Origin of the sequence: uncultured Candidatus Puniceispirillum sp. (assembly GCF_963979125.1) — a bacterium.
In the GTDB taxonomy this organism is placed as follows: Bacteria; Pseudomonadota; Alphaproteobacteria; order Puniceispirillales; family Puniceispirillaceae; genus Puniceispirillum.
Genome location: NZ_CAXBVX010000010.1, coordinates 1 through 15,249, shown reverse-complemented (window position 1 = coordinate 15,249; position 15,249 = coordinate 1). Strand labels below are relative to the sequence as shown.

Genomic DNA, 15,249 nt, shown 5'->3' with positions numbered 1-15,249 from the left:
GCCAAACCGACAACACACACGTTCCCCAAGTATTCATCAAATCTAATACACTTCAATAATTAACCGTCCCGTTAATTGTCAGTTGTACAGAATTCGTTTTTTAGTGTTTTTTTACAGATGGTTACTAATTTAAAAACAGTTTTCTGATTTTAGCAATAATACTGATAGATATTTGCTATATTTGTAATTAATCATATACTTTTCAGTATGTTAGAAAATAGTGCTTTTGTTTTGGCAAAATAGAGTTCAATTTTCAAGATCGCAACAATCAGGCGACACAATATGCTGATTTGATCGGCGTTTCATTTTTTGGGACTCAACTTATGCCCCTTTGCAACCAAATGAAATACGCATCAATCTATGTTAATCGTCAGCTTGGCCTGATTTTGTCCATTCTTTATGAACACGATAAAACGAATTTGCATCACGATACCCCAATTGATACGCGATTTCGGTTTTAGACATTTTACCTTGTCTTAGAAATTTGGTGGCAAGCTTAAAACGTGTTTCAGCAAGAATTTGGCGGAAACTGATACCGTCCTGCTTTAATCGGCGCTGAAATGTGCGTTTGCCAACACCGAGTCGTTCAATGACATGGTCGATTGTAACGGACCCAAAAGGCAAATCTTCCATCAAAATATCATTAACCTGCTCATAAAGTGAAAGGTCTTTGTCTCCAAGCAAGCGACGATTAAGTTCGCTCGCTGCCTCCATCCACATAATTCTATCAGCCCCTACAAATGGAATCATTGCATCAGATTTACTTACATGAATTGAGCATGCATTACCTCGCTCAATAGAACAGCCCATGAATTCTGAGAGCTTCTCACAAGTTTCATATTTTTTATCTAATTCCAGTTTTAAAATTATAAATGGCTCTGACGTCTGCGCACGTGCCATTCTAATCAAAAAGGTAAAATAAAAGGCTATCTGCAAAGATGAACCATACCCGGGGTCATGTGACTTGATATGTAAAGACACTGTGTCAACTGTCTCTTTGAATTTAATATCGGCTGCTGGCAGAAGTTTTGTAAAACAGGGCACACGAAAAAAAACACTGCGCAAATCAGGGGCATAGTTTTTCATAAAGTTTAGCGGGCTTGGCGGTGCCGTAGCCATCATTGACCCAGCCGAAATTGCAAATTTGTAGTCTTTGTCCTTAGCCGCAATAACGCCCCATACAGCTTCAAGCATGGCTTCATCATCATCTTCATGAGCGTTCATATCTTTTGACGCTACGAACTGAGCTAATTCTTTTCGGAATGTCATCTCATGAAGATCATAACTAAAGCAAAAACTGTTAATGATCTTATCAACTGTATTTTGAATTCCATTTGACACGAAATTCATAAGATATTTTCTTAAAAAAATTTTTAATCATAACTTTATAATTAAAAAATGTCCAGATTTTGATACTTATTGAATCGCCATTTATGACTGATGCATGACGATTGAAGCAATATAATTGCAACAGACAAACTGGCCCAAGGCTGGTAGCTGATTATATGCGGCGTAAGACATACGGCATGTTATAGGTGTGTCGCGCGATCTAATGCCCCCCATGATAGCGCCAACAAGCCGTTATATGATCATCAATAAGACCAACACCTTGAATAAAAGCATAGATAATGGTTGAACCAACAAAGCTCATGCCACGTTTTTTCAGATCAGTTGATATGGCATCACTAAGCGGGGTTGTAGCTGGCATCCCGTCAAGCGAGGCAAAGCTGTTTTTTATCTGCTTTCCATCAACGAATTGCCATAGATAGTTTGCGAAACTACCGTATTCTTTTTGAATATCGAAAATAACTGCCGCATTTTTACGAACTGAATAGATTTTTAGGCGGTTACGAATAATAGCCGTATTTTCGCGCAATATGTCTAGTTCGGCATCACTCATGCTGATTACTTTTTGCACGTCAAAATCATGAAAAGCACGTTTATATCCAGCTCGTTTTTTCAGAACAATTTCCCAGTTCAAACCAGCTTGTGCCCCCTCAAGCGTTAGCATTTCAAACAGCAAACGGTCATCATGAACAGGGACACCCCATTCAGTATCATGATAAGCCGCCAAAATTTCATGCCCAGCACCATCCCCAAAACAACGGGGCTTGCTGGCATCACTTTCGGACATGTAACCTACACCTTTTGCTGTTTTGTTTGTTTCCATCATTACATATGCATGTCATGTCAGTAGATTAACATATAATATCTACAGCACGGCATCACGGTCACGATAGCACCATGACAAAAACAATTGACCTGATCCGCTTTTTGCTTACCAGTTATAAAAGAAGTAGCAAATATAAGTCTCTAGCAAATTAGGGGCAAGGAGTTATCCAATGACACAAAATGATGTACCTGTTGCACCAAATATTGTGTTGATCATGGCAGATCAGCTCGCGCCACATTTCACTGGTGCTTATGGTCATCCGCTTGTGAAAACCCCGCATATAGATGCTCTAGCCAAGCGTGGCATGCGCTTTGATGCGGCCTATTGTAATGCGCCTTTATGTGCACCCTCTCGTTTCAGCTTTATGTCTGGCCAGCTGGTTACCCGCATTGCCGCCTATGATAATGCCAGTGAGTTTCCATCATCGGTGCCGACTTTTGCGCATTATCTGCGGGGCATGGGCTTTCGGACATGCTTGTCGGGAAAGATGCATTTTGTTGGCCCCGATCAGCTGCATGGGTTTGAAGAACGCATAACTACCGATGTCTATCCATCAGATTTTGCATGGACACCCGACTGGGAGCTTCCCGACGAACGGATCGATAAATGGTACCATAATATGGATTCAGTACGTGAAGCAGGTATTGCTTTGACAACATTTCAAATCGAATTTGACGAGGAAGTATGCTTTTTTGCCAAGCGCAAGCTAATGGAATATGCCTGTGAAAAGGCCCAGCCATTCTGCATGGTAGCCAGCTTTATTCATCCACACGATCCCTATGTTGCCCGACCAGAATGGTGGGATCTATATGACAAGGCAGATATAGATATGCCTGCCAACACATTGGAGCGTGACCAACAGGACGCATTTTCAAAACGTCTCATGGATGGCATTGAGGCAAGCACCGTTGCCGTGACCAAGGATGAAATCCGCAATGCGCGGCATGCCTATTATGCCAATACGTCTTATTTTGACAACAAGGTTGGCGAAATTGTCCGTACCCTCGATGAAACAGGTCAGTTGGACAACACGGTCATTTTTGTTACTGCCGATCATGGCGACATGCTTGGTGAACGTGGTCTATGGTACAAAATGAACTTCTTCGAACATTCTGGACGCGTGCCATTGGTTATGGCTGGGCCTAATGTAGCTAAAGGCGCAATGGCTAGTCCTTGTTCGCTGGTCGATATTCTGCCTACCATGATCGATATTGCCGCACAAAATGGGGGCAACAAGCCTGAATTAGGGCAGCCAATTGATGGGCGTTCGCTATGGCCAATGGCAACAGGCAAGGGCGAAGATAACGGTGATGCTATTGGTGAATATTGTGCAGAAATGACTGGCCATCCTGTATTTATGATCCGCCGAGGCGCGTATAAATATATCCATTGTGATGGTGATCCAGCGCAACTTTACAATATTGCCAATGACCCAGCAGAATTGACCAATCTTGCAGATGATCCTGCGCATCAAAGCATTGCAGCTTCCTTTGCCATCGAAGTTACCGAGCGCTGGAATAGCACTGCCATCCGCACAGATGTCATTGCCAAACAGAAACAACGCCAGTCGGTTTACAATGCCATGCAATATGGCGGCCTGACCGCATGGGATTATAATCCACCGCGTGATGCCTCAAATGAATATGTCCGCAATCATATGGACTGGACGGTAGCTGCGGCCAAAACCCGCTTTCCACCGCTTGATAGCTAGCGCTTGCTAGGTTCGCTATCGCTGGATGCCATATTCATCGCTTCTACTTCTTCCATCAGGATTGGCACCGCCAAATTACAAGCGTGAATACCCATTACTGTGGTCAGCTGAATCGTCTCAAAGATTTCTTCCTGTGTGGCACCCGCCTTTAACGCATTCTGTATATGCCGACGTACACCGGGCGCATATAGATGCGTTGTCGCCGCATTGATCGCAATCATGATCAGCTCTTTGTATTTCTGCGGAAGTGGCCCTTCACGATGTGGCACACTCCGGAATGCCAGATAGGCCTCAAGGAATTCTGCATCCAGCGCGGCTAGTTTATCCCAGACTGGATTCCAATCCCCTTTGGCCTTATGTGCTTCAGTATGCGGAAACATCATGTCTTTTTCAGTCATAGAACTCACCCTCCCCGATGTTTAAAACTGTCGCGTCGGAAACTGAACAGGGCTTCAGGGTCAACCGCGATTTCCACCACCGCCGGTTTGTTGACAGCCAAAGCGGCTTTGACAACATCGCCCACATCACCAATGTGTTCAGCCTTGAAACCAGCCGCGCCATATAGTTCGGCAACCTTGTCAAAGGGTGGGCTATGCACATCAGCGCCGATATAGCGTTCGCCAAAGAAATCACGCTGATAGGCTTTTTCTGCACCCCAGCATTGATTATTCATGACGATCGTTACCGTATTGATGCCATGTTGAACAGCCGTGCTTAGCTCAGAAATTGTCATGCCAAAACCACCGTCACCCATCATGCTGACAACGGGGCGATCAGGACAAGCAAGCTTTACGCCAAGGCCACAAGCATAAGAAAACCCAACAAGGCCGAAATCAAGCGGCGTAAACAGACTTGGTGGTTGCCAGTAATTCAACGCATCTGTGGCTTGCAGACATAATGTCCCTGCATCCATTGTGATGGCCGCATCCTGTGGTAGCACACCGCGCAACTCTTTGAACAAGCCGGAGGGCTGAATCGGAAACACATCTGAGGCGGCATCAGCATCACGTTGTTGCAAATAAGTAGCACGATCAGTTTTAAACTGTGCTGTCCACGCTTCAACTTCGGCACGCCCTGTCAAAGTGGCAACGGCCTTTGTTAATTGTTTCGCGGCTTCACGCACTTCAGCCCAGATACCCAGCGCAATCGGGAAATAACGACCAATGGCAGTGGCTTCGAGTTCAACTTGAATGATCGCAGCATCAGCGTTGATATTGTCATAGGAATAAAAGGTCGAATTAAAGCCAAGACGTGTGCCAAGCGCCAGAATGACATCGGCTTCCCGTGCCAGACGTGACGCCACCATATTACCGCGTGGCCCCATCTGGCCAGCATTGAGCGGATGTCCAAAAGGTATTGCATCACCATGACCAGGTGCCATTATGATTGGCGTATTCAAGGCTTCGGCAAGGGCCAGCGCTTCGGCCTGCCCCCCACTATTTTTGATTCCACCACCAATAACAATGACAGGAGCTTTGGCACCACGCAACATTTCAGCTGCCTTTTCGATCACGTCCACTGGTGCGGCGGGCATACTGTGCGCGCGATATGTATCCGGGGTTTGAAATGAGGAAAATTCAACTGTTTCAGCGAGTATATCGCGTGGCAAATTGATCTGTACAGGACCCCGACGCGGTGCCATAGCGACACGAAATGCCTCACGAAACATTTCAGGTACCCGTGCGGTTTGTGTCACAGTCCATGTCTTTTTAGTAACAGGTGCAAACAATGCCTGCTGATCAACTTCCTGAAAGGCATCACGGTAAACATGCCCTGATGACAATGCCCCTGCAATCGAGATGACGGGTGAAAAAGCCGCCGCGGCCTGAGCCAGACCCGTCACAAGATTGGTGGCACCTGGGCCATTCTGCCCAGCCAAAACAACCCCGGGCTTGCCTGAGGCACGAGCAAATCCATCCGCCATATGCGTGCCTGTACGTTCGTCATGAATGCCAATAAAATTAATCTCATCAGCATCATAAAGCGCATCAAACATTTCCATTGTGGCTGAACCAATCAAGCCAAAAACATGTGACACATTTTCAACTCGAAGAGATTCGACAGCCGCCTGACCACCTGACATTTTTTTCATATTAAACTTACCTTTCAACACGCCAATGGTGTTCAATCAGAATTAGTCAAACCCAGATTATCAAGAAAATGGCGCATCGGTTCAGCAAAAAGCAGTGGTTTTTCAACCAACCCCATATGCTGAAGCTGTGGCACTATGATTGTTTCTGCGCCCTCAATTTCGCTGGCGATTGCATGTGACATAACCGGTGTACTGCCGCTATCATGCGCACATGTCATAACCAGTGACGGCACCGCGATAGGCACCGCAGGGCGGATCAGTTCCAACACCCCATGCGCCAATACCTGGCGACATTGCGCATAAACGGCCGGATCATTTGCAAGCACCCAGCTTCGAATCTTGGCAATAATAGCATCATTATCGCGGATAAATTGCTGCGTGAACCAGCGTTCGATAGTGGCATCAAGAGTGGCACCAGGGCCGCCTTCATCCGATCTGGCGGCACGATCTTCAACAATTTTTTGCGCTTCAGTACCACGTTCATGCGGCGAGTTCAAAATTCCCAACGCCCAAACACGGTTTGGAAAATCCATCGCAAATCGGCGATTAATCATACCACCCAGCGAAAAGCCAACAACAGCAGACTGCGCGATCCCCACCTCATCCATGACTTCGGCAAGCTGTTCGGCAAACAGGCTCAAATCCGGACGGCGAGGTGGTGGTGCTGTATCACCATGCCCATAGAGGTCATAGTTCAAAACACGATAATGTTCGGCCAGATACGGGATATGGTCGTCCCAAGTCGCCCGCGTTAATCCCAGCCCATGCACAAGGGTGATGACGGGCCTGTCGACAGAACCATATATATCATAGACCGTACCGTTACCCGAAACAGGCATATGCTCTCCCCTGCTAAATCTTTTGTCCTTAAATACTTTATGAAAAAGCTGGCATGACTTCGTCACAGAACAGTTTGAGCGATTGCTTTTGTGATGCCATGTCCAAATTCATACTGGCATAGTAAATGAAAGCGTCAACACCAAGGGCTTCATAGCGCTTCAGCTTATTGATGACTTCTTCTGGTGTGCCAAACATCAAATTCTCATGCAACATATTTGCATTATATTCATCACGGTTTTCCAGCTCATCAAGCGGGATCTGTTTTGGAAATCCATTCACAACATCACCAAGGTTTTTGAATAGATTTTCAAATTGCCCAAGCGTTCTTTGCAACGCTTGCACGGGCTTGTCCCAGTCATCAGCTTTGGCATAAACCGCGCTATGACGCATCATGGCAAATGTCGGACGTTTGGCATCCGGATTTGCCACCATCGCTTCATCAAGCCGTTGTTTGTATAATTCAGCTTCTGAAAACGGGCGCGTTAATGGCCATGACATAATGTTATAGCCATGTTTGACTGCATAATCATAAGTGATTGGCGCACGTGCTGCCACCCAGATAGGCGGATGTGGATGCTGAACGGGCTTTGGCACCGATGTCGATGTTGGGAATGACCAGAATTCACCATCATGTGCATAGTCACCTGCCCATAGGGCTTTTACTGCTGGCAACATCTCATGCATATAGCGCCATGCGTCTGATTGTTTCAATCCGGGACGCATACGATCAAATTCACGCTGATAGGCGCCTGATCCAATACCAAATTCAAGCCGACCTCCCGAAATCAGATCAGTAAAAGCCGCTTCTCCTGCTAGATTAATTGGATGCCAATAGGGTGCTGTAGCCACCGCCGTACCCAAACGGATGCGATCCGTATGTCCTGCCCACCATGTTAATATCTGGAACGGGTTAGGTGCAATTGTCATCTCCAGCGCGTGATGCTCAGCTGACCATACAAGGTCAAAGCCACCTTGTTCGGCCATTTGCACCATGTCCAGCGTATGACGCTGAACCTTATCCATATCGATTGAGTCGTCAAGACGCTCAAGATTAACAGCAAGTTGAAATTTCATATTCTGTTCCTCTCTCTATCAGCGGGAAACAAAAACCGCGCCTAGCGGTTCGTCTGATGTGTTCATCCAGATTGTTTTTGGCCTTGTGTAATCATAGACCGCCTGAAATCCGCTTTCGCGTCCATAGCCTGACCCCTTTACGCCACCAAATTCGGCAATTGGCGATACTGCGCGATAGGTATTGACCCAAACAATGCCCGCACGCACAGCCTTTGCCATGCGTATAGAGCGGGCACTATCGCGCGTGAAAATACCTGCGGCGAGGCCATGTTTCGTATCATTTGCCAGAGCCACAACTTCGGCTTCGTCCCGAAAGCGCAGAACACTGACCACCGGACCAAAAAGTTCGGTATCAACAATCCGTAAATCCTGACGTGGGCAATCAATTATGGTTGGCTCAAAATAGATGCCTTCAAGCCCGTCGGGGCGCTTACCCCCGCATAAAACGCTACCGCCTTCACTGACCGCATGCGCAACTTCGCGTTCAATCACATCGCGTTGACCAATGGTGCAAAGTGGCCCCATTTGCGTGTCCTCAGCTAATGGATCACCGATCAAAATGTCCTCGGCGGCGGTTTTCATGCGCGCAAGAAATTCATCAGCAATGTCTTCATGAAGATATAATCGCGATCCGGCCACACAACTTTGTCCAGCAGCACCAAATATTCCAGCTACAGCTCCATTTACTGCACTTTCAATATTCGCATCATCAAATACGATGATCGGCGATTTACCTCCCAGCTCAAGCGATACCTCAGCGAAATTTTCTGCTGAATTATACAAGACATGGCGCGCAGCAACGGGGCCGCCTGTGAAAGATATGCGCGCCACCAGAGGATGCGACGTAAGTGCCTTGCCGCATGGATCACCATGCCCCGTTATGATGTTGACCACACCATCTGGAATACCTGCTTCTTTAATAAGCTTGCCAAATTCCAGCATCGCTGCCGACGCATGTTCAGACGCCTTCATAACGACAGTGTTACCAGCCGCCAATGCCGGACCAATTTTAACAGCACTTAGGAAAAGTTGTGAATTCCATGGCACAACAGCGGCGATGACGCCTAGCGGTTCACGATCTGTAAAGACAAACAGATCAGGCTTGTCGATAGGCAAGGTGTCACCATGTATCTTATCTGCGCAGCCTGCATAGAAATGAAAAAACTCAGCGATATATTTCGCCTGCCAGCGCGTTTCCTTGAGCATTTTGCCTGTATCAAGCGCTTCGGTATGGCCAAGCTGTTCGGATTGATCAACCAGCAGTTCAGCAAGGCGGCGCAAACAATGGCCGCGTTCAGTCGGACTCATCTTCGTCCAAGGACCGTCATTGAAAGCCCGATCTGCCGCACGAACCGCCATGTCAACATCCGCCACCGTTGCTTCTGGCGCACGCGCCCAAACCTGTCCGGTTGATGGGTTTATGCTGTCAAATGTCTTGCCATCCGATGCACCAATCCAGTCTCCATCAACAAGCATTTTATAATCAACTATATCTGCCATCTCTAGCCACCTATCTGTCCAGAATATGTTCGTTACATTTACAGCATGACAAAAGAAGTAGTATTTGTTAAACGAATTATTCTGATTATTATGTTTGATTTTATCGAATTATATATCAATCATGAAAGCGCGCATAATGAACCACATTACGCTTGAAACCTTTATTGCCATTGTCGAAACAGGCAGCCTTGTGCGCGCGTCAGAGCGCTTGCATGTCACGCAATCAACCGTAACAACGCGCCTCAATACACTGGAACAGGACCTTGGCCAGACCTTGATTCATCGTCAAAAATCTGGTGCGGTGATGACATTGGCAGGATTAAAATTCAAACGTTATGCCGAAGCCATGCTTGACCTATGGAAAAAAGCACGTAGCGAGACTGCCATGCCCGGATCTGTTGATCAGATTTGTAATATCGGATGTATTCCCGATATATGGCCCTATTGGGGGCAACGTCTGTTTAACCATATTCGCAATACACAAGCGCAAACCGCATTATCCGCTTGGCAGGGACAAGCGCGTGATATGAATGACTGGCTGGATACGGGTGTAATTGATATGGCACTTTGCTTTCAACCTCGACGTCATGAAAGCTTTACCAGTCGCCAAGTTGCGACCATAAAACTGGCCTTATTTTCGACCCGCAAAGACGGGCCTATTCGGTTTGACCCTAACTATCTTTATGTTGATGGGGGTGAAAATTTCGCCCGCCAGCATACTTTGGCCTATAGCGATGCTGGTACGGCTAGAATATCGATCGGTTCGTCTGTTTGGGCATGTGACTATCTTTTGGAAAATGACGGATCCGCCTACCTGCCTGTCGAGCTAGCCAAGCCACATTGTGATGCCAAGCGTCTGTTCAAGCTGGAAGAAGCACCTGTTTTTGACCGACATATTTATCTGGTCAGCAATGATCGGGTGGTAAAATCATGGCCATGGTTCGATGAATTATGCGATGATGTCTTTGAAAACCACTAATAGACTTCTGTATCATCCAGAAGCGCACTACGATAAAGTAGAGTTCTGCCGTAAAGGTGTATGACTATAAGACCGGTGTCGTTGCGGCAACGGGCAAAAATAAACCATTTTCAAAAGTGCCGGATCATATGCCCATGAATGATGCAGATGAATTTGATAATCTCGATGAAGAAGAAGACGAGGAAGAACAGAAAAAGCTGAAGGCGGCGCAGAAAAAGGCCAACCGCAAGTCGCTTTTAATGATGTCTGCACTTATCGGCGGGCCAGCAATTATCATTGCTACTTTATTCATTGGCAGTCATCTATTATTCACCAAATCAGCACCATCAGCAGTTGATATCAGCAAAGCGTATGAATTGCGCAAGCAATCAGGCATGAGTGTCAGCACCGCGTTAATGGGTGCCGAATTGCTGGGTGACGATTTAAAAGGCGCAGAGACAGACAACGCAACCAGTGACAATATGACAGCTGAAAATGCGCCTGATGAAAATATGATGCCTGACGAGTATCAATATTTTTCCTTTGTATTGGCCTTTACCACTAATTTAAAGAATAGCAAAAAGATGGTGTCTGTTGAAATAGCATGCGCCAAACTGGCCAAATATATTGAGGGTGATACATTTTTACTTGAGATGACCGATATGGAGCCTGCGTTCCGGTCAGTTCTGCTGGGGCATCTTAGCGAATTTCAGGAAACCGATCTAGATAGCGTGCCAAAACGCCAAGCCGCAACTGAAGTCTTACGCTTAGCCTTAAATGAAGAATTGTTAAAATATGATTACAATAGCCAGATAGATTCGCTTTACTTCACAAGTTTCCGTATTTTCTAGCTACGCTTTTGATCGTGCTGGTTTGCGCTTGAACAGAACAAATTCGCTTGGCGATGGTTTGGCTTCAACTGGTACGTCAATGGGGTCTGGTTCAATAACCGCATATGGCTTAATTGAGTCATCGTTAAAGGCGTCCATTACAGCACCAAAAACATCATCATTCTCAGTATTTCCGGCTTTTACAAGGTAGGTTGCTTTGCGGTCGTTTTTACGTTGCTGGCGCAAAGCGACAGAAATATTAGGCGCCGATGCTTTGCCAATTATGTTGGTGAATGAAAAACTCCTCTTGATCCAACTAAGCAAAGTTGAGGTTCCGGTTTTTACACCATTTTTCGATTTTTCAGTCCCCGAAACACTTTTCACAAAAAGTAACCTTCATTGGGTGTGACAATATCGGTAACCCGATCAGTAAATGCAGAGAATCACCCTGAAGTTGCAATGTCAAGGCTGTTGAGCCAACTTTGCGAATCGCAAAGGTCACGTGAGTCAGAATGTCGCACTTTTCAAAGAATTGTTACGAATCCTTGAATTAACCCCAATATGTTGATTGTCACGCTAGGCGCAAAGAATAAAGGGCATCGCAACAGCAACGCCCTTTATAAAAGGATAATCTCGTAAAGGTTGTTGAAATTTACATCACAAAACCCTGCTTTACTGAGTCGATACTAGAAAAGACCCTCAATTTGACCTTCGTCATTCAGCATGATTGACTCAGCTGAAGGAACCCGAGGCAAGCCAGGCATTGTCATGATCTCACCGCAGATAGCCACGATGAAACCAGCACCAGCCGAAAGACGTACTTCACGTACAGGCACGCTATGACCAGTTGGCGCACCACGCAGGTTAGGATCAGTACTAAAGCTATATTGCGTCTTTGCCATACACACAGGAAGATGGCCATAACCCTGTTCTTCCCACTGTTTGAGCTGATCACGAATTTTCTGATCGGCGATCACCTCTTCAGCTCTATAAATACGCTTGGCAATGGTCTCGATCTTTTCGAACAGTGGCATTTCATCCGGGTAGATTGGGGCAAAATTGGCCATATCAGCATCAGCGATTTCGGCAACGCGGATAGCCAGTGCTTCAGACCCCTTTGACCCATGCTCCCAATGTTGGGACACGATCGCTTCTGACCCCTGCCCAGCCACATAATCCTGTAATGCCTTGATTTCAGCATCTGTATCAGTAACAAAATGGTTCACTGCAACAACAACTGGAACACCAAATGACTTCAGGTTTTCGATGTGGCGTCCAAGATTTGGGCAACCAGCCTGAACAGCGGCGACGTTTTCCGCCCCCAGATCAGCTTTGGCAACACCACCATTCATTTTCATGGCACGCACAGTAGCCACAAGCACAACTGCACTTGGTGCAAGACCAGCTTTACGACATTTGATGTTCATGAATTTTTCAGCACCAAGATCAGCGCCAAAACCAGCTTCGGTTACCACATAGTCAGCCAGCTTTAGTGCTGTCGTAGTGGCAACAACCGAGTTACATCCATGAGCAATATTGGCAAACGGACCACCGTGTACGAATGCAGGATTGTTTTCCAATGTCTGAACAAGATTAGGCTGCATAGCCTGACTTAACAGCACAGTCATAGCACCATCAGCTTTAATATCACGGCAATAGACAGGGCTACGATCACGGCGATAGGCAACAATGATATCACCTAGACGCTTTTGCAGATCGCTAATATCAAGAGCCAGACAAAGGATCGCCATAACTTCTGAAGCAACAGTAATATCAAAGCCAGACTGGCGCGGGAAACCGTTTGAAACACCACCAAGGCTGGTAACAATATCGCGCAGAGCCCGGTCATTCATGTCAACAACACGACGCCATGCTACACGGCGCTGATCGATATCCTGCTCATTACCCCAATAAATATGGTTGTCAATCATAGCTGACAGAAGATTATGCGCCGAGGTGATCGCATGAAAATCACCTGTAAAATGCAAGTTCATTTCTTCCATTGGTACAACCTGAGCATAGCCACCACCAGCAGCGCCACCCTTCATACCAAAACAAGGACCAAGCGACGCTTCACGGATACAGACCATCGCCTTTTTTCCAATGGCGTTAAGGCCATCACCAAGACCAACAGTGGTGGTGGTTTTACCTTCACCAGCCGGCGTCGGGTTGATCGCTGTCACCAAAATCAGCTTGCCGTCAGTGCCACCTCTTTTAGAGGCAATAAATTCAGCCGATACTTTGGCTTTATCATGACCAAACGGCAAAAGATCCTTTTCAGGAATGTTGAGCTTTTTACCAATCTCCTGGATTGGCTGCATCTTTGCTTCACGTGCAATTTCGATATCGGTTTTATAAGTCATCAGGGGTCTCTCAACTTCTAATCAACGTTGCCAGCTTGCGCCAATATAAGGGCAGGCTAAAATGGGGTTTGTGGGTTCTAATATATAGAATTCAGCCAATGGATTATCACAAATGCGAAGCCATTTTTGGCAGATCGTACATATCAACGTTCATAAATTAATGAAATATAACAGGAGCCTTTTGAAATTCAGCTTCACATGCGCATGGCATGGACTGATTGGCTCCTGTTATATAATCGTCATATGGCTTAGCCAAGCTCTTCGAGCTTGCGCTCCCATTTCATGGCCTTGGCGAATTTACGTAATTCGTCTTCAGGCATGTTAATGGTGTTTTCTGGACCAGGATAGTTTCTGGTCTTAACATCATTCATATATCTTGTGATGACGTCTTCCATGATCGGGATCAAATCTGTGTAAATCCGCGAATGCTTTGGTACATGCTCTTCCCAGAGATGGAACAAGTCAGATGAAATAATGTGCACACCATCTGCACAATTACCTGCACCAAGGCTGATAACTGGAACAGGCAAAGTTTCTGCAAGATATTCAGCAACTTCTGATGTTGTCACTTCGCAAAGGATTGAGAAGCAGCCAGCGTCATACATCGCTTTGGCATCGTCAACAAGTTCCTGAGCACGGGCAGCGGTTTTACCTTGTGCGATAAAGCCACCAAGCTGTGGCATGCGCATCGGGGTGATACCAATGTGACCCTGAACTGGGATACCTGCATTCACAATCGCTTCGATAGCTGGCACGTGATGGCGGTTACCTTCACACTTCATGACTTCGGCGTTTGCCTCATGTACAAAGCGACCTGCATTTTCAACAGCCTGCTCTTTTGAAACATGAAAACTCCAGTAAGGCATATCGACCATGCGCAAACCATATTGTGACCCACGGTCAATGGCCTGTGACATCATCATGACCTCATCAAAGCTGACTGAAACAGTGCTTTGGTGTCCAAACAGGATCATGCCACCTGTGTCTGATACACAAAGAATGTCCATACCCATACGATCCGCCACAACGGCTGTCCGGTAATCATATGCGGCAAGCTGTGTAATCGGCTCACCTTTTTCCATTTTTTTGAGTAGTGTTTTATAGGTCACTTTCCTGCGTGGCGGTGTATCTGACATTTCTCTCTCCTAATATCCCTAAAAGTAAATTTTACGTTTGTTATGGTGTTTAATTTATTCCCATTTTTACGTTACAATTTTATTGGCTTTGATATAAGAGAAACTGTCAAATAAATGGCTGACACCTATTAGATATGTGGCATTGGCTATGTTTCAGGGGGGCTGTTAGGAGGCATTAATTCGCGTTCTTAACGCAGTATATCAGCGAAAAGAAAACCACCAACCAGAGTCAGAACAATGGCAACAATTATTTTTAATGTTGCTGTTGGTAACCTATGTGCAACCTTGGCACCGATCAAGCTACCTGACGAAATACCTACCGCAAGACCTATAGCGATCATCCAGCTGAAATTACCAGCCATCAGGTTAGCCACTGTTGCAAATGTGGCTATGGGAAGCTGAATAGCCTGGGACAGGCCGATCGCAATCAGCACTGGCAAGCGAAGCCACATCAAAAGCGGCACCAGTACCAGAGGCCCACCAGTACCTGTCAGCGAAGACAGAACACCTGTAATCGCACCTATACCAATCAGAGGCGTGGTGCCCAGAGTCGGGGTATCACTATGATCTGT

At 46.2% G+C, this 15,249-nt stretch carries 14 protein-coding genes; 3 read left to right on the top strand and 11 right to left on the bottom strand.

All coding sequences use genetic code 11. The annotated features are described in order from the left end of the window. Positions 1 to 363: 363 nt before the first annotated feature. Together ABNT28_RS02285 and ABNT28_RS02280 are read right to left on the bottom strand one after the other, a co-directional pair. A complete protein-coding gene (locus tag ABNT28_RS02285) occupies positions 364 to 1,350 on the bottom strand; it encodes a helix-turn-helix transcriptional regulator (protein WP_348720949.1) in 987 nt (328 codons plus the stop codon). Positions 1,351 to 1,549: 199 nt separating this feature from the next. Then, a complete protein-coding gene (locus ABNT28_RS02280) occupies positions 1,550 to 2,134 on the bottom strand; it encodes a DNA-3-methyladenine glycosylase I (RefSeq protein ID WP_332923976.1) in 585 nt (194 codons plus the stop codon). A gap of 208 nt (positions 2,135 to 2,342) precedes the next feature. Here ABNT28_RS02280 and betC point away from each other — a divergent pair, with 208 nt between their 5' ends. Then, positions 2,343 to 3,884, top strand: coding sequence for a choline-sulfatase (gene betC, locus ABNT28_RS02275; protein WP_332923975.1), 1,542 nt, complete (start codon positions 2,343 to 2,345; stop codon positions 3,882 to 3,884). Here the strand turns inward: betC and ABNT28_RS02270 are convergent. From ABNT28_RS02270 to ABNT28_RS02250, 5 genes are read right to left on the bottom strand one after another with little or no spacing between them, the layout of a single operon-like run. Beyond that, on the bottom strand, positions 3,881 to 4,282 hold the full coding sequence (locus ABNT28_RS02270; protein WP_332923974.1) for a carboxymuconolactone decarboxylase family protein: 402 nt from the start codon (positions 4,280 to 4,282) through the stop codon (positions 3,881 to 3,883). The two genes, betC and ABNT28_RS02270, sit on opposite strands and share 4 nt — an antisense overlap. A gap of 5 nt (positions 4,283 to 4,287) precedes the next feature. Further along, on the bottom strand, positions 4,288 to 5,976 hold the full coding sequence (locus ABNT28_RS02265; protein ID WP_332923973.1) for a thiamine pyrophosphate-binding protein: 1,689 nt from the start codon (positions 5,974 to 5,976) through the stop codon (positions 4,288 to 4,290). A 32-nt stretch (positions 5,977 to 6,008) separates the two neighbouring features. After that, the gene (locus ABNT28_RS02260; RefSeq protein WP_332923972.1) at positions 6,009 to 6,815 is read right to left on the bottom strand and encodes an alpha/beta fold hydrolase; all 807 of its coding nucleotides are present in this window, start codon (positions 6,813 to 6,815) and stop codon (positions 6,009 to 6,011) included. 37 nt (positions 6,816 to 6,852) lie between these two features. Beyond that, a complete protein-coding gene (locus tag ABNT28_RS02255) occupies positions 6,853 to 7,890 on the bottom strand; it encodes an LLM class flavin-dependent oxidoreductase (RefSeq protein WP_332923971.1) in 1,038 nt (345 codons plus the stop codon). A gap of 18 nt (positions 7,891 to 7,908) precedes the next feature. Further along, a complete protein-coding gene (locus tag ABNT28_RS02250) occupies positions 7,909 to 9,390 on the bottom strand; it encodes an aldehyde dehydrogenase (protein ID WP_332923970.1) in 1,482 nt (493 codons plus the stop codon). A 136-nt stretch (positions 9,391 to 9,526) separates the two neighbouring features. On the opposite strand from ABNT28_RS02250, the gene ABNT28_RS02245 reads away from it, so the two are divergent. Both ABNT28_RS02245 and ABNT28_RS02240 read left to right on the top strand, forming a co-directional pair. Then, positions 9,527 to 10,369 carry a LysR family transcriptional regulator gene (locus ABNT28_RS02245; protein WP_332923969.1) on the top strand — a complete coding sequence of 281 codons (843 nt, stop codon included), beginning with the start codon at positions 9,527 to 9,529 and terminating at the stop codon, positions 10,367 to 10,369. 56 nt (positions 10,370 to 10,425) lie between these two features. Beyond that, positions 10,426 to 11,199, top strand: coding sequence for a flagellar basal body-associated FliL family protein (locus tag ABNT28_RS02240; protein ID WP_332923968.1), 774 nt, complete (start codon positions 10,426 to 10,428; stop codon positions 11,197 to 11,199). On the opposite strand, the gene ABNT28_RS02235 is transcribed toward ABNT28_RS02240, so the two are convergent. The 4 genes from ABNT28_RS02235 to ABNT28_RS02220 all read right to left on the bottom strand — a co-directional run. After that, positions 11,200 to 11,562 (bottom strand): hypothetical protein, encoded by a 363-nt coding sequence (locus ABNT28_RS02235; protein ID WP_332923967.1) that lies wholly within the window; start codon positions 11,560 to 11,562, stop codon positions 11,200 to 11,202. It lies immediately after the preceding gene. Between the two features lie 302 nt (positions 11,563 to 11,864). Further along, positions 11,865 to 13,541, bottom strand: a complete 1,677-nt coding sequence (locus tag ABNT28_RS02230) for a formate--tetrahydrofolate ligase (protein WP_332923966.1) — start codon at positions 13,539 to 13,541, stop codon at positions 11,865 to 11,867. 248 nt (positions 13,542 to 13,789) lie between these two features. Continuing rightward, positions 13,790 to 14,677 carry a 3-methyl-2-oxobutanoate hydroxymethyltransferase gene (panB, locus tag ABNT28_RS02225; protein WP_332923965.1) on the bottom strand — a complete coding sequence of 296 codons (888 nt, stop codon included), beginning with the start codon at positions 14,675 to 14,677 and terminating at the stop codon, positions 13,790 to 13,792. A gap of 188 nt (positions 14,678 to 14,865) precedes the next feature. After that, the coding region (locus ABNT28_RS02220) for a sulfite exporter TauE/SafE family protein (protein WP_332923964.1) at positions 14,866 to 15,249 on the bottom strand (384 nt) is incomplete at its 5' end.

Bases quoted from the DNA above. Each gene is read 5' to 3' on its own strand.
- ABNT28_RS02285 (WP_348720949.1), bottom strand. From the start codon at position 1,350: ATGAATTTCGTGTCAAATGGAATTCAAAATACAGTTGATAAGATCATT.
- ABNT28_RS02280 (WP_332923976.1), bottom strand. From the start codon at position 2,134: ATGTCCGAAAGTGATGCCAGCAAGCCCCGTTGTTTTGGGGATGGTGCT.
- betC (WP_332923975.1), top strand. From the start codon at position 2,343: ATGACACAAAATGATGTACCTGTTGCACCAAATATTGTGTTGATCATG.
- ABNT28_RS02270 (WP_332923974.1), bottom strand. From the start codon at position 4,282: ATGACTGAAAAAGACATGATGTTTCCGCATACTGAAGCACATAAGGCC.
- ABNT28_RS02265 (WP_332923973.1), bottom strand. From the start codon at position 5,976: ATGAAAAAAATGTCAGGTGGTCAGGCGGCTGTCGAATCTCTTCGAGTT.
- ABNT28_RS02260 (WP_332923972.1), bottom strand. From the start codon at position 6,815: ATGCCTGTTTCGGGTAACGGTACGGTCTATGATATATATGGTTCTGTC.
- ABNT28_RS02255 (WP_332923971.1), bottom strand. From the start codon at position 7,890: ATGAAATTTCAACTTGCTGTTAATCTTGAGCGTCTTGACGACTCAATC.
- ABNT28_RS02250 (WP_332923970.1), bottom strand. From the start codon at position 9,390: ATGGCAGATATAGTTGATTATAAAATGCTTGTTGATGGAGACTGGATT.
- ABNT28_RS02245 (WP_332923969.1), top strand. From the start codon at position 9,527: ATGAACCACATTACGCTTGAAACCTTTATTGCCATTGTCGAAACAGGC.
- ABNT28_RS02230 (WP_332923966.1), bottom strand. From the start codon at position 13,541: ATGACTTATAAAACCGATATCGAAATTGCACGTGAAGCAAAGATGCAG.
- panB (WP_332923965.1), bottom strand. From the start codon at position 14,677: ATGTCAGATACACCGCCACGCAGGAAAGTGACCTATAAAACACTACTC.